Annotated in this window: 18 protein-coding genes; 16 read left to right on the plus strand and 2 right to left on the minus strand. The window is 70.1% G+C overall.

All coding sequences use genetic code 11. The features are described 5' to 3' along the window. Nucleotides 1-185: 185 nt before the first annotated feature. Nucleotides 186-860: a YdcF family protein gene (locus C1703_RS21495; RefSeq protein ID WP_114254415.1), complete on the minus strand. Its 675-nt coding sequence runs from the start codon at nt 858-860 to the stop codon at nt 186-188. After that, nucleotides 857-1651 carry a GntR family transcriptional regulator gene (locus tag C1703_RS21500; protein WP_114254416.1) on the minus strand — a complete coding sequence of 265 codons (795 nt, stop codon included), beginning with the start codon at nt 1649-1651 and terminating at the stop codon, nt 857-859. The genes C1703_RS21495 and C1703_RS21500 overlap by 4 nt, the downstream gene beginning before the upstream one ends. A gap of 412 nt (nt 1652-2063) precedes the next feature. Between C1703_RS21500 and C1703_RS21505 the strand changes: the two genes are divergently transcribed. From C1703_RS21505 to C1703_RS21580, 16 genes are all read left to right on the plus strand, one after another. Continuing rightward, the gene (locus C1703_RS21505; RefSeq protein ID WP_114254417.1) at nt 2064-2243 is read left to right on the plus strand and encodes a hypothetical protein; all 180 of its coding nucleotides are present in this window, start codon (nt 2064-2066) and stop codon (nt 2241-2243) included. A 93-nt stretch (nt 2244-2336) separates the two neighbouring features. Further along, entirely contained in the window at nt 2337-2606 is a 270-nt protein-coding gene (locus C1703_RS21510; protein WP_114254418.1) for a DUF6284 family protein, read from the plus strand. Beyond that, nucleotides 2603-3049, plus strand: a complete 447-nt coding sequence (locus C1703_RS21515; RefSeq protein WP_114254419.1) for a Pycsar system effector family protein — start codon at nt 2603-2605, stop codon at nt 3047-3049. The genes C1703_RS21510 and C1703_RS21515 overlap by 4 nt, the downstream gene beginning before the upstream one ends. A gap of 56 nt (nt 3050-3105) precedes the next feature. Beyond that, nucleotides 3106-4185, plus strand: coding sequence for a conjugal transfer protein (locus C1703_RS21520; RefSeq protein WP_232840772.1), 1080 nt, complete (start codon nt 3106-3108; stop codon nt 4183-4185). Nucleotides 4186-4190: 5 nt separating this feature from the next. Then, nucleotides 4191-4805: a GGDEF domain-containing protein gene (locus C1703_RS21525; RefSeq protein WP_114257526.1), complete on the plus strand. Its 615-nt coding sequence runs from the start codon at nt 4191-4193 to the stop codon at nt 4803-4805. Then, on the plus strand, nt 4802-5137 hold the full coding sequence (locus C1703_RS21530; RefSeq protein WP_114254421.1) for an RRQRL motif-containing zinc-binding protein: 336 nt from the start codon (nt 4802-4804) through the stop codon (nt 5135-5137). Before C1703_RS21525 ends, C1703_RS21530 begins: the two co-directional genes overlap by 4 nt. 81 nt (nt 5138-5218) lie before the next feature. Continuing rightward, nucleotides 5219-7402 (plus strand): cell division protein FtsK, encoded by a 2184-nt coding sequence (locus C1703_RS21535; protein WP_198678240.1) that lies wholly within the window; start codon nt 5219-5221, stop codon nt 7400-7402. A 141-nt stretch (nt 7403-7543) separates the two neighbouring features. Further along, the gene (locus C1703_RS21540) at nt 7544-7813 is read left to right on the plus strand and encodes a hypothetical protein (protein WP_114254422.1); all 270 of its coding nucleotides are present in this window, start codon (nt 7544-7546) and stop codon (nt 7811-7813) included. Continuing rightward, a complete protein-coding gene (locus C1703_RS21545; protein ID WP_114254423.1) occupies nt 7810-8004 on the plus strand; it encodes a hypothetical protein in 195 nt (64 codons plus the stop codon). Before C1703_RS21540 ends, C1703_RS21545 begins: the two co-directional genes overlap by 4 nt. Before the next feature lie 14 nt (nt 8005-8018). Continuing rightward, a complete protein-coding gene (locus C1703_RS21550; RefSeq protein WP_114254424.1) occupies nt 8019-8471 on the plus strand; it encodes a hypothetical protein in 453 nt (150 codons plus the stop codon). 17 nt (nt 8472-8488) lie between these two features. Next, entirely contained in the window at nt 8489-8776 is a 288-nt protein-coding gene (locus C1703_RS21555) for a hypothetical protein (RefSeq protein WP_114254425.1), read from the plus strand. Between the two features lie 90 nt (nt 8777-8866). Then, the gene (locus tag C1703_RS21560; RefSeq protein ID WP_114254426.1) at nt 8867-9595 is read left to right on the plus strand and encodes a DNA cytosine methyltransferase; all 729 of its coding nucleotides are present in this window, start codon (nt 8867-8869) and stop codon (nt 9593-9595) included. Further along, nucleotides 9592-10437 (plus strand): bifunctional DNA primase/polymerase, encoded by an 846-nt coding sequence (locus C1703_RS21565; protein WP_114254427.1) that lies wholly within the window; start codon nt 9592-9594, stop codon nt 10435-10437. The genes C1703_RS21560 and C1703_RS21565 overlap by 4 nt, the downstream gene beginning before the upstream one ends. Before the next feature lie 3 nt (nt 10438-10440). Next, on the plus strand, nt 10441-11916 hold the full coding sequence (locus C1703_RS21570) for an ATP-binding protein (protein ID WP_114254428.1): 1476 nt from the start codon (nt 10441-10443) through the stop codon (nt 11914-11916). A gap of 501 nt (nt 11917-12417) precedes the next feature. Continuing rightward, complete coding sequence (locus C1703_RS21575; protein ID WP_114254429.1) at nt 12418-12657, plus strand: helix-turn-helix domain-containing protein; 240 nt, start codon at nt 12418-12420, stop codon at nt 12655-12657. A gap of 85 nt (nt 12658-12742) precedes the next feature. Beyond that, nucleotides 12743-14005: a site-specific integrase gene (locus C1703_RS21580; RefSeq protein WP_114254430.1), complete on the plus strand. Its 1263-nt coding sequence runs from the start codon at nt 12743-12745 to the stop codon at nt 14003-14005. Nucleotides 14006-14037 lie beyond the last annotated feature (32 nt).

The following is a 14037-nucleotide window of genomic DNA, read 5'->3' on the forward strand; positions in this document are numbered from 1 at the left end:
CCACAGAGGGTGTCTCCCACTTCATGCCCGCCGCTCGCCAGCGCTCCGCCGGGCGCGGCCAGCCGGGGCGAAGACGGAGGCAGGCCGCGCCGTCGAGGCGGCGCGCGCCCGCGCCGTGCGCGGGCCTTGATGAGGCAGGGAAAGCGCAAACGGAGCTCTCGGGTGGGCTGATGCCTCCCACGGCCTCACGTGCCGGGGCGGGCGGCAACGTCAGCCGGCATGAGTCGGTTAATGAAGCCTTCGATGCACAGCCGCTCAAAGGCGGCCACAACGGTATCCGGTACGTCCTGCTCGACGGCCAGACCCAACCGCGGGAAGACGAGCACGCGTTGTAGGGCGCCCACGATCATGTCGATCACCATGCGAGCGTCTCCGATGGAGTCGGTGTACTCCTCCAGGCTCATCGGTGTGGAGGCGCACACCACTTCGACCTCGGGCCAGAGCTTCCGCATCATGGCGTAGGAGCGCCGCTCTTCGTACGGCTTGCTCACGAGCAGGACGGACGAGACCTCGACGTCGGCCCCTGCCAGCACCGCTTTCGTGAACTCGATGTTCTCTCCGGTGTTCGTGGCACGCGGTTCCAGGAGTACCGCGGACTCGGGCACCCCAAGCTCCAACGCCCGCTCGCGGTAGTGGACAGCTTCGCCGCGTGGCATGCGCGCCCGGGTCGTGGGGCTGGTGGCCCCCGTGAAGACGATGACCGGCGCCATGCCCTGGTGGTACAGCTCCGCTGCCACGTCGGCCACGCCGAGGTCGTGACTGCCCAGCCCCACCGCCACCGAACACGGCCGTGGGGCATGGTGCATGAAGTGGTAGTCCCACAGGAGTCGAGCGTCCGCCCATGCCTGCGCCGAGATCATTCCTGCCACTTCTTGTCCTGTGCTGAGTCGGGAACCTTGAAGTCGTACTCCCACGCAAAGCGAGAAGCCGCGTGAACGCCCACCGCGAACTCAACCACCGTGCCGTCTGCGGTGTACGTGGTCCTGTGCAGCTCAACTACGGGCTCACCGGCGGGGAGCTGTAGGAGCTGCACTTCGTCCGTTGTCGGGACGCGGGCGAATAGGGCCTCCCTCATGTGGTCGATCTCGTATCCGGCGTCGTAGAGGACCCGGTACCCTCCGCCCCGGCCGGCAGGCCCCGGAGTGGGGTCGACGATGCGTGTGCCCTCGACGTGCTCCGGCCTGTAGTAGCTGGTCAGGGTGTGAGTAGGCTGCACCCCTTCCTTCACGAGTCGGGCGCGTGCGTACACCTCGGAGCCGACTGGGACACCCAGCCCCTCCGCTACAAGGTTGTCCGCCTCGACACGGCTCACGGTCTGTGTCTGCTCGTTGCGCTTGTACGCGCGTCCCGACGCGACGCGGTCGGCGATGAATGCGACCTCGTCACCGTCGCGCCACTTCGCCTTGTCGTACCGGGCGATACCCAGCCGCTTGAGCGCCGCGCGCGGGCGCACCACGGTGCCGTGTCCGCGCGTCGACGTCACAAGGCCTTCAGCCTCCAAGGCCTTATAGGCCTTGTGGACGGTCTCCTTTGACCCTTCCCCCGCCTCCACCAGCTCTCTGATCTGGGGCAACTGGGCGCCCGGCGGCAACTGACCGCTCTTGATCTGCTCCGCGAACCTGTCCGCCAGGTCGCGCCACTTCGGTGCCACGCAGAACTCCTCTCGACCCATCCAGTGAACCACACAGTCCTAGGACTGTTGACAGTCCTAGGACAGCGTGGCATTGTCAACTCAAGCCGCTCGCAGTCCTAGGACAGTGAGTCGGAAGAGCCTTCTTTGGGCTGCTTCCAGGCCGTACCGGTTCGGGATAGCTCGTCCTTCGGGGCGGGCCCCTGGTCGGAGGTTCCTTGACAACTCAACAGCGTGCCGAGGGAAACCGCCCCACCTCAGCAAGCAAGAGGGCGGCGCGCGTGGGTTCTATCTCCACGCGAGTACAGCGCGACCTCAACCCCAATCCGCAGGCCAAGTGCTGCGGCCGGTTGCCTCCGCTGTTCGTCTCGTACGAGCAGCGCCGAGGGGAGCCGCGTGAGCTTCACCCGTCCATCCATCGAGAGGACCGTTCATGGACCGCTTGAAGGCGCAGGCCTCGAAGAACCGTGACGCGGCGAAGGTGCTGCGTAACCAGGGCAAGGACGCCGCCGCCAAGCAGATGGAGGACCGGGCTGACGAGCTGGAGTCGGGTCGTGTCACCGACGTCACCGACTCGGTCGTCGGCCTGTTCCGCTGGGCGCAGGGCCGCTGATCTATACCCACTTCACCCGCCAACGGCGCGCCCCCGGAGTTGCAGCTCCGGGGGCGCTGTCGGGCCGTACCCGTTGAGAGGACACACGACCCAATGAACCACATCGTCACTGTTCAGGGCGCTGTTACCGAGTTCGCCGACTTCAGGGAGCCGACGGACGCGGAGCTGGAGGCGATCGAGCAGGAGATGCCCGTCATCCTGGCGGACGTCGAGTTGCTGGACGCGCAGATCATCACCCTGGACCGCATCCCGACCGAGCTGGACAACCGGCGCATCCGACGGGCCCGTCGCCGGGCGCTGGCCGCCCGCATCGCCCTGGCCAACCGCACCACCGCGGCGACCCTGCCCGGGGGTGCCGCATGAGCGACACGACCCGGAGCCTGACCGCCGCGCACGCGGAGGTGAAGGCGGAGATCACGCGGACCGACACCAAGACCGGCTTACTGCTGGCGTTCGTCGGTGCGGTCCTGGCGGGGGCCTGGACGGTCGCCCGCGACCTGCCGCTGACGCTGCCCGCCTATGTGGCGGGTGGGCTGGGGATGGTGCTGCTGGTCGTGGCGGCGGGTCTGCTGCTGCGGTCGACCCGGCCGAACCTGCGCGGCCGGCACGGGTTCCGGCTGTGGGCAACGCTCACCGCCGAGGAGATCACCGACGCGGTCGCTACCGACCTGGTCGCCGACATCGGCGGGCTGTCCCGGCTCGCGGTCGCTAAGTTCACCTGCCTGCGCCGCGCGGTCGACCTGACCATGACCGGCGGGGCCCTGCTCATCCTGGCCGCCCTGCTCACGTTGGGGGGTGCCCGGTGAAGCGCACCAAGCTCACCCGCATTCAGATCGGGGTGCTGGCTGCCGCGTTCGTGCCGATGCTCGCCACGGGCGTGTTCGGCGGGATCGGCACCTACAGCAACATCGGCCACGCATACGGCCGCGGCACCGCATTGGGAGCGCTCGCCGCGGGTGAGGGCGCTACCGCCGTGCTCGCTCTGGTCCTGCTCGGGCTGACCATGCTGGGTCAGTCCTCCCCGCGGATCGTGCGGGTGGGGTTGTGGGCGCTGCCGGCCGCCGCCGCGGTCATGGGCGCGATGGCCGCGCCCGAGCCGGGCCGCACCGTGATCTACGCCCTGACCCCCATGGGCATGTCTGTCTCGGCTGAGGGCATGGCGTTCCTCGCTCGGCGGATCGTCGTCCACACCGACGGCCGCGACGCGGAGAACGAACGCCGCACCGCCGACCTGGTGCAGGCCCTCGCCTATCACCGCGCCCGCGCCGCCTCCCACCCCAGCAATCGGGTCAAGTGGTGGTCGGAGCGGAAGTCGTGGCGCCTGGCCCGCAAGGTCGGCGTCGGCGATGTGGCGCTGGGATCGAGGCTGCTGGACGTGCAGCGCGATCGGGTCACGGCCGGTGCGGATGCCGCTCTTGCCTCGATGTTCGGCGGCACCGCCCCCACCCCGGCTCTCGATCCTGCATCGATCGCGAATGCGGAGGAATCGTCTGGTAGCGGGATGGAACGGTCTAGGGCTGAGCAGGTGGAATCGACCCCGCTCACCGTCACCCTGACCCGCCTGCCCCTGCCCGATCCCGTCCCCGTCAACATCGGCAAATCGGCCCCTACAAGCGCCCCGATCCTGCCCCCGGTCGATGCGGTCCCGGAGCCGATCGAGGCGGCTCCGATCCGGTCGGTGGCGGCTGAGTCGGCCCGGCCGGTCCGGGCGACGGGTCGGGTGCCAGCCGCGGCGAAGACCCCGCGCGTGCGGCGCAGCCCTGAACAGCTCATGAGTGAAGCACGCGAGCTGACAGCCGACTGGCCGGACGCGCAGATCACCGGTGAGAGTCTGCGCCGGGCCCTGCGCACCTCGCCCGCCAACGCCCGCACGGTGCGTGATGCTCTGCGCGCCGAGCGCGCCGAGCGCGCCGAGCGCGCCGGTGGGGCGGTGGCGTCGTGAGCACTCTGGCCGCGCTCTTACCCGTCCTGCCGCCCGTGATCGGGTGGGCGGTGCACGCCCGGTGGCTGCACTCGCAGCTGACCATCGCGCGGCGGGACCCGCTCACGGGTCTGTGGACGCGGGATGCGTTCACCCGGCGGGCCCGGCGCCTGCTGCGTGACCCGCGCGCCGTGGTCGTGCTGGCGGACGTCGACCACTTCAAGCAGATCAACGACACGCACGGTCACGCCGCCGGTGACGTGCTGCTCGCCACGATCGCGGCCCGGTTGTCCTACGGCACCCCTGGGGGTGTGGTGGGGCGGCTGGGAGGGGATGAGTTCGCCGCCGTGGTCGTCGACCGCGACGGCACCGCCGGGGACCGGCTGGACGTCCTCGCCCGCGTGCTGGCCCGTCCGGTCGACACCGCACCCGAGGTGCACACCACCGTGTCCCTCGGGTGGGTACGGGCCGCCGACCATCCGGGCGAGGACCTGTCCGCACTGCTGCGCCGCGCCGATGAGGCCATGTATACGGCCAAGCGGTCCGGCCGGTCCGGCCGGTCCGCCCCGCGCCGGGCCCGATTGGGACGGCTGCTCGAATCGGTCGCCGGGCGTCGTCCCGGGCGGCGTGGCGCGGCATGAGCACGCTGCCCGCCTACCGGTGGCGCCTGGCCCCGGACGGCTACGCCACCCGCCGCCAACTCCGCGCCCAGGGCCTACGCCCGGGTGGACAGCAGGTGGCCGCGCAGGTCGAACGTCCCCGCCGCCGTCGGGGGCCGCTGGTCGCCTACCTCTACCGCGTCGACCTGGCCAAACCGGTTCGACCGATGACCCCTGCCCGATGGGCGGCCCTGGCCAAAGCCAACGCCGCCCGCCGCATCTGCCCTGAGTGCCGCCGAGACGCGGGCTACGTCATCCCGCCCTCGCTCGGCATGTGCACCCCCTGTGCCTACCCCGAGCAGTACGCCGCCTGAAGTCCCGGCGGGGCCCGTCCGCTCACCTCCTACAGCGACGGACCGGGCCCCGCCTTTCCTCTGCGAGAGAAGGAAGTCTCAGTGAAGCATCCCGACGATGACCACGAACTGTTCAACCGCCTGGAAGCCGAGATGGCCGCCGACCACGGCGCGGACGTGGTCGACCTGGACAAGGCCCGTGCCGCCCGCGAGCCCGCCCCCACCGTCCCCGCTCCGGAGCCTGAGCCGACGGACCCGGACACGCCGGTCGTGGTCGACCAGCCTGCCCCGGCGGTGACCGGTCCCGGCTACCTGGGTCGGCTCGCCGGCGCCCGCCGCCGCGCGGTCGTACCGGTCTGGCTCAAGTCCGTGGCTGAGCTGCGCACCGCCTGCACATGGGTGGCACGCCACTACACGCACGCCGCCGGGTATCACGCGCTTCGTGCCCCGGTCTACGCGGCCCGTCTCGCCTTCCAGGCCCCGGCCGGCGCGGCGAAGGTGGTCGGGGGCACGATGCGGTGGGTGGCCGACCGTGAGGGCGAACCGGTCCGGCTCGCCGCGGTGCGGCGTGAGGACGCTGCCGAGTACCTGAAGCTGTCGCGGCAGCGGGACGGACGGGTCCGGCTGCGGACCCTGGTCGCCGCGCTCGCGCTGTTCACCGGTCTGTCTCTGGCGCTCGCCATCTACGTGCTGGCCCCCGACTGGCTGCAAGCTGTGTCCGTGAGCGCGGTCGTCCTCGCCCTGGGGGCCGCTGGCCGCAAGGCGGACGCCCCGGTCGTGCACCGGGCCGTGGAACTGCCCAAGGCAACCAAGCTCACCAGCGACATCGTCCTGCGTGCCCTGGGTGCGCTGGGCATTCCCGCGATCAATCAGGCGCAGGGCAAGGGCCGGGACGGGTTCGAGTTCACCGCCCCGATCACCCGCGACGGCCCCGGCTGGCGCGCGGAGGGCAACCTGCCCTACGGCGTCACGGTCACGGACATCATCGAGCGTCGCGAGCGTCTCGCTTCCGGTCTGCGCCGCCCGCTGGGGTGCGTGTGGCCCGAGGCGGTACCGGATGAGCACACCGGGCACCTGGTGCTGTGGGTCGGGGATCAGGACATGTCCCGGGCGTCTCAGCCGGCGTGGCCGCTGCTGAAGTCCGGGCAGGTGGACCTGTTCAAGCCGGTCGCCTATGGCACCGACCAGCGCGGCCGGTGGACCGAAGTCACGCTCATGTACATAGCGGGCGTCATCGGTGCCATCCCGCGCATGGGCAAGACGTTCCTGCTGCGTCTCCTGCTGCTCATCGCGGCATTGGACCCGCGCGCTGAGCTGCACACCTACGACATGAAGGGCACCGGCGACCTGGACCCGGTGGGCAACGCGGTCGGCTACCGGCACGCCGCCGGCGACGACGACGAACCCGTGCAGTACGCGCTGGACGACTTCCGGGCCCTGCGCGAGGAACTGCGCCGCCGCACGAAGGTGATCCGCTCCCTGCCCCGCGACATCTGCCCCGAGTCCAAGGTGACCAGCGCCCTTGCCGACAAGCGGTCGTTGGGGCTGCACCCGATCGTGGTCGGGGTGGACGAGTGCCAGGTCCTCTTCGAGCACCCCGAGCACGGCAAGGAGTTCGAGGAGATCATCACTGACCTGGTCAAGCGCGGCCCCGCCACCGGCATTGTCGTCCTGCTGGCCACGCAGCGCCCGGACGCCAAGTCGCTGCCCACCGGCATCAGCGCCAACGCGTCGGCCCGGTGGTGCCTGAAGGTGATGGGCCAGCTGGAGAACGACATGGTCCTGGGCACCTCCGCCTACAAGCGCGGCGTGCGGGCGACCATGTTCGCCTGGGGAGACAAGGGCATCCACTACTTCGTGGGTGAAGGCTCCGACGCCCGTATCGTCCGCTCCGTCTACGTCGACGCCGGCGGGGCCGAAGCCATCGCCGCCCGCGCCCGCCGCGTCCGCGAGAAGGCCGGACTGCTCGCCGGGCACGCCCTCGGGGAGGCACCGGAGCCGACCACGGCGGCCTATGACCTGCTGGCGGACATCCTCGCGGTCGTCCCGGCCAAGGAGGCCAAGGCGTGGTCGGAAACCATCGTGGCCCGGCTCGCGGACCTGCGCCCCGAGGTCTACGACGGATGGGACCCCGACGCGCTCGCCGCGGCGCTCAAGCCGCATGGCGTGTCCACCATCCAGGTCGGGCGCCGGGTGAACGGCAAGGTCGTCAACCGGCGCGGTGTCGACCGCTCCCACATCACCACCGCGATCGCGGAGCGTGACGGAAAGCGGGACGCGGGCTGACGCTCCGGGGCCGCTAACGATAGCGGCAGCCCTCGCTAACGTTAGCGGCCCCGCTAGCGCCTCAAACCTGCTTTGATCAGGCCGCTAGCGGATAGCGGCCCACCTGCGCAAACCCCAAAACCCCGCCAGGAAGGGCCTCACGTGACCCCCGCCCTGCTCGCTATCGCCTGCCTGCTCGCCGTCACCCTCGGTTACGGCGGTGTGTGTGCGGTGTCGCCGTTTGGTGACTGCCGCCGCTGCCGAGGCATGGGCCACGCCCTCAAGACGGACCGCAAGGGACGCATCAAGCGCGGCAAGGACTGCCGCCGCTGCCACGCCACCGGCAAGCGCATCCGCATAGGCCGCTGGCTCTACAACCGCTGGGCGCGCATCTACCGCGCCGGCACCGACACCCGGGAAGGGTCCCGATGATCCTCAACGTCTCCGCCGTGCTGCTGTTCGGCGCCGCCTCCGTCTTCGCCGTCAAGACCAAGTCCGCCGGCGGCGGCGCCGCGCTCGTGCTGTTCCTGTTCGGGTTCTTCGCCGCCGGCACCGGCGCCTACGAGCCCATCCACAACCTCGTGCAGGCATCCGCCGACGCCCTGTCCGCTCTCGGCAACTGAAGGAGACCCAGGCCGTGAACGAACCCACCACCCACCGGACCGCGCCCGTCGTGGTCCACCACCCCACCCCGATCAGCCCCGCCGTACATGCGGCGCCGGTCGTCCCCGTCCAGCCGGGCACTATCCCGGCCGTGGCGAGCGTCGTCCTGCCGGACGGCCGCGTCGTCACCGGCTACGCCGTGGCACCGGCCCAGCCCGAACCGGTCGCCGCCAAGCCGGCCGTGTCCCGCACGGCGGTGAACGTCGCCCTCGGGGGCGTCGGGTTCCTCGCCGTGTGCGGCGGGCTGATCCTGCTCACCTCGTTCATCACGGCCCTGACCGCGTTCATCGGCCAGCTCATCATCCTCGCCGCCGTCATCTTCGGCGGATGGATCGCCGTGCAGGTCCTCACCGCGAGCGGCCACCAGGGCGGCACCACCGTGAACATCCGCAAGGCCGTGATCAAGCGCAACAACTTCCACGGCTGACGAGGAGACCGACACCCGTGATCCGACTCCGTATCAAGGTCACCCCCTGCCCCCGCCGGGCCCTGACCTTGTCCGACACCCCTCGCCCCGACTGCCCCGACTGCCGTGGAGAGGGCGGCATCGCGCACGACTACGGCGACCACACCGGCGAGTACGCCGGTACCTACTGGGAGCCCTGCCCGTGCTGGACGCAGTGGGCCGTCATTCTGCTGCCCCTCCCGCACCTGCCGCGCTGGATGCGCCGGCCTCGGCGTGACAGCGACCCGTGGGCGCCCGCCGGCTACAGCAACGAACCGCCCTTCTAGCTACGCCAAGGGCGGCCCCTCCATCTCGCCAAAGAAGCGGGGCCGCCCTTGTCCACCTGCCAACCACTTGACCTGTGGAGGTCTCCCAGCATGACGCAACCCCCTGTCATCCGGCGAGCGCGCGACCGACGGCCCCGGTTACTGGATCTCTTCTGCTGCGCGGGCGGCGCCGCCGTGGGCTACGCCCGCGCCGGATTCGCGGTCGACGGCTGCGACATCGCCGACCGGCCCAACTACCCCTTCCCCCGCCACCAGGGCGACGCGCTGATCTACCTCGCCCACCTGATCAGCACCGGGGAGATCAAGCGGTATGCGTTCGTGCACGCCTCCCCGCCGTGTCAGGACAAGTGCACGCTCACCGTGGGCACCAACCGCTCCCAGGGATGGGGTGGCAGCCACGTCGACCTCGTGGCTCCCACTCGTGAGCTGCTGGACGCGACCGGCCTGCCGTACGTCATCGAGCAGCCCAACGGCCGCGCGGAGATCCGCAAAGACCTCACCCTGTGCGGGGAGATGTTCGGTCTCGGCGTCATCCGGCACCGCAACTTCGAGGCCGGCGGCTGGACCGTCCCGCAGCCGGCGCATGTGCCGCACCGGGGCCGCGTACGCGGCTACCGGCACGGCCAGTACTACGACGGCCCCTACGTGGCCGCCTACGGCAACGGCGGCGGCAAGCCCAGCATCCCGGAGCTGCAAGCGGCGATGGGCATCGACTGGACCGACGTGCGCGAGGAACTGACCGAAGCCATCCCGCCCGCCTACACCCAGCACATCGGCGCCGCGTTCCTCGCCACCGCCACGCTGGGGGTGGCGGCATGAGCCGGACGCTGACCCCCCTGCACACCGCGCTGAGCCTCGCAGCCGCGGGTCTGCCCGTGCTGCCCCTGCGCCGAGGCAAGGTGCCGTTCGGAAACTGCCCCACCTGCGCGGACAACGCGTGCGGCGGCCGGCCGAACATGAAGACCCCGGGGCCGTGCGACTGCCCGGCGCCCTGTCACGCATGGGCCGCCGCCACCACCGACCCGGCCGTTATCGTCTCGCCCCCGTGGGCGTCTGCCTGGCGCCGGGCCGTCGCCGTCGCCTACCACCCCGGCGGCGCCGGACTGACCGTCGTCGACCTGGACGACGCGGACGCCATCACATGGGCCCGTACCGCGTTGCCCTCGACGCGGACCGTGTCGACGACGCGCGGTGAGCACTGGATCTACTGCGGCATCATGACGTCGCACAACGCGGTCCGGCCCGGTGTCGACATCAAGTCGACCATGGCCTACGCCCGCTACCTCGGGCCCGGCACCGGCACGATGGCCGACCTGCCCGACGCGGTGCGCGCGCTGGCCGTGAAACAGCCGTCCGCCGTCCGGCCTGCGCCCCGTTCCGTCTCACTGCCCGCACGCCCGGGCGGGCAGTGCCCGCACCGCACGCCCGTCTTCCTGGAACGCGGCATCGCCATGGCGGAGCAGCGCATCACCGCCGCCCGCAGCACCATCCACGCCACCGTCTACGCGACGTTCCTGGCGGTGCTGTCCCGGCACGGCCGCTGTGGCTGCCTCACCGACACCCACGTCGCCCGCCTGTTCACCGCGGCTCAGGCCAAGGGCGAAACAGCCCGGCACTGCACGGACGCGTGGAACAACGCCCGCACCACGTTGGGACTGTGACCCATGTCCGACGACGACAAGACCGCACGCGAAGTCATCACCGACTACGCCCAATCCCACTTCCGGTACTTCCGCACCGCCGACGGCACCGTCTACGCCCAGCGCAACGGCCACCCCGTGGCCCGCCCCATCCGCTCACAGGGCACCACCGGAAGCCACCGACAGGAACTCATGGTCGGACTCTTCCGCGACGGCATCGGCGTCTTCAACGGCACCGCCATGAAGGAGGCACTCGACTTGATCGAAGCACTCGCGCTGACCGAAGACGTCCAACCGGTGCACATCCGCGTCGCCCCCGGATTCGACGGGGCCACGTGGCTGGACCTCGGGCGTGCTGATGGGCAGTCGGTGCGGATCCACCCCACCGGCTGGGACATCCTCACCCCGGACCCGCGTGAGGTGTGCTGGCGGCGCACCCAGCTCACCGGGGAACTGCCCCTGCCGGCGAAGGACACCAACGGAAAGGGCATCGATCTGCTGATGCGGCTGTGCAACTTCGCCACCGCGGAAACCGAGTGCCTGGCCATCGCCTGGCTCATCGGCTGCCTCGGGCCGGACGTGCCGGTCCCGGCCCCGTTCCTCACCGGTCCGCAGGGCGCGGGTAAGTCCACCGGCGGGCGGATGCTCGTGCGGATCATCGAGGGCATGACCGGGGACCTGCGCCGCGCCCCGAGGGATGAGGAGAACCTGATCACGGCGGTCGCGGCCGGGTGGGTCACCGCCCTGGACAACCTCTCCCACATGACCCCGGAACTCTCGGATGCGATGTGCTGCATCGTCACCGGGGCCGAGAACGTCAAGCGCGCCCTGTTCACCGACGGGGACGTCTTTCGCGTCGGCTACCGCCGCCCCCTGCTGCTGACCGGCATCGACGTGGGCGTCATCCGGCCCGACCTCGCCGAACGGCTCCTGCCCCTGCGCCTGGAGCGCCCGCGGGTCCGGCGCACCGAAGCGGAACTGTGGTCGGACTTCGCCGAGGTGCTGCCCGTCATCCTCGGTTCGCTGCTGGACCTCACGGTGCAGGTGCGGGCGGCTGAGGCGGACATCCCCACGGATCTGCGTATGGCGGACTTCGCGCACCTGTGCGCGCAGCTCGACGCGGCCACCGGCCTGGGGGCGCTCGCCGCCTACCGGGCCAGCCTGGACGACCTCAACGACGACGTCATTGAAGGCGACCTGTTGGCACAGACCGTGCTCAAGCACGCCGCCGGCATCGACCCGGGCACAGAGCAGCGGATGACGTCCGCCGAATGGCTGCACGCCCTCACAGGCCTCTACACGGGCGAGGACTTCCGTCCCCTGCCTAAAGGCTGGCCGACCACCGGCAAGGTGCTCTCAGACCGCCTCAAGCGTCTCCAGCCCACCCTCGCCGCCCGGGGCGTGCTCATCGACTGGGGACGCACCAATGCGTCCCGCTACATCGAGATCGCCCGGCCGGACACCACGCCGCCGGCGCCCGAGCAGGAAGCGGCGTTCTGATCACCGGGACGCGGCGCCTGGACAAGCAAGAGGAGCACCCGGCGCCGCGTGCTCCTCTTGCTGTTCGGCGGCACCGCCGCCCTGCAAGGGGTCGCGCCGCGAAGCGGCCCGTTCTTCACTCCCTAAGCCGCACCACAACAGACACCACCCGCTCTTTGTCCTAGGTAGGAAGACGCTGCGTCACCTGCGTCACCCACACCCCCAAAGCAGCTCTTGACCTGCCGAAACAGCGGTGACGCAGAGGGCCGATTCCTGCGTCACCTTGCGTCACCTGCGTCACGGCATGACGCAGGTCTACGTCACCAGTGACACACCCCCAGGTTCCTGCGTCACCGCAAAACCGCAGGTCAGACGCTCAAATGACGCAGATGACGCAGGTGACGCAGAAATCCGCACCTCGGACAGACGCAGCCTCTCGGCCCCGCCTGCACTCACGCGGCACCAGAGCCACCGCACGACACCTCACCAAACCCCAGCAACGGACCTGAGGAGTCACCAGCCATGGCCACCGAAGAGCCGACCGACCCGCGCGCCCTGCTGCGCGGCGGCCTCCCCGACCGCTACCTCACCCCCGAAGACCTGGTCACCATGTTCAGCCTCCCCAGCGTCGAGACCGTCTACCAGTGGCGACGCAAGCGCATCGGCCCGGCCGGCTTCCGCGTCGGCCGCTACCTCCGCTTCAACCCCGCCGCCGTACAGGCGTGGGAGGTCGAACGCACTGCCCTGGAAGACGCGGCCTGAGACTGCCGCATCTCACCCCACAACTCACACTAGGGGGCCACACGGTGGCCTCCCCGTCCTGTGCCCAGAAGGGACCACGCCCCACGTGGCCGGCCATATCCAAGACCGCTGGTTCAAGACCGAAACCAATGCCGACGGCAAGACCGTCCGCGTCAAGACCGACCGATACGGGACCGGCCTGCGTTACCGAGCTCGATACGTCGGACCCGATGGCACCGAGAAGTCCAAGAGCTTCCCCGATCGGCAGAAGCGCCTGGCGGAGAAGTGGCTGAGCGCCATTGAGACGGACATGTCCCGGGGCCAGTACACCGATCCCGCGTCCGTGCGGGTCACTTTCCGGCAGTACGCCGAGAAGTGGTTGGACAGTAAGACGTCCAGTCCGATGACCCGGAAGGAACTCGGCCGGCGTCTGCGACTGCACGTCTACCCGGTGCTCGGCTCTCGCCCGATCGGCACCTTCCGACCCGAACACATCAGGGAACTCCTCGCTGCACTGGAAGCGAATCCCGGCGTCAGTTCTTCCTATGCCCGGAACATCTTCGCGGATGTTCAGTCGGTCCTCTCCGCGGCCGTCGATGACACCCTGCTGTCCCGCAATCCGTGCAGCGCACGAACTGTCCGGCGGCCCAAGCCTGCTCCGTATCTCGTCGTCCCGTGGGCGCCCGCCCAGGTGTTCGCCGTTCGAGCGGCTCTTCCGGAGCGGTATCAGGCGATGGTCGACGTCGGTGCCGGATGCGGTCCGCGTCAGGGCGAGTTGTTCGGGCTTGCCGAGGACGCCATCGACCTCGACGGGCGCACCCTCCATGTGGTTCGGCAGATCAAACATGTGGAAGGGCACCCGGTGTTCGCTCTCCCCAAGGGCGGCAAGACGCGAGATGTGCCGTTGCCCGACTACGTGGCGAAGTCCGTTACGACTCACATGCATGCCTTCAAGCCCGTAGAGATCACGCTGCCGTGGGAGACGCCGGAGGGCCCGTTGGTGTCGTTCCGGCTGATCTTCACGGCTGAGCAAGGAGGCATCGTCCGGCGGAGCAACTTCAACGCCAAGGAGTGGAAACCCGCTCTCGCGTCCGCTGGGCTCATCCCCGAAGCGGATGAGAACGGCAAGTATGAGTCGGCGCGTGAGCACGGGATGCACGCCCTTCGGCACTTCTACGCTTCCGCCCTTCTGGACGCCGGTGAGAACATCAAGGTCGTCAGCGAGTACATGGGGCATGCCGACCCGGGACTGACGCTGCGGGTGTACTCCCACCTGATGCCCGACAGTCGCGAGCGCGCCCGCTGTGCCATCGACTCGGCATTTCAGCGCATCTTCGGGGTAGATCACGGCCCAGAGACGGCCCAGTGAGCCCCGGACGGCCCCTGAACTGCGCTTCTGCA

The sequence above is a fragment of the Streptomyces sp. Go-475 genome (assembly GCF_003330845.1).
In the GTDB taxonomy this organism is placed as follows: Bacteria; Actinomycetota; Actinomycetes; order Streptomycetales; family Streptomycetaceae; genus Streptomyces.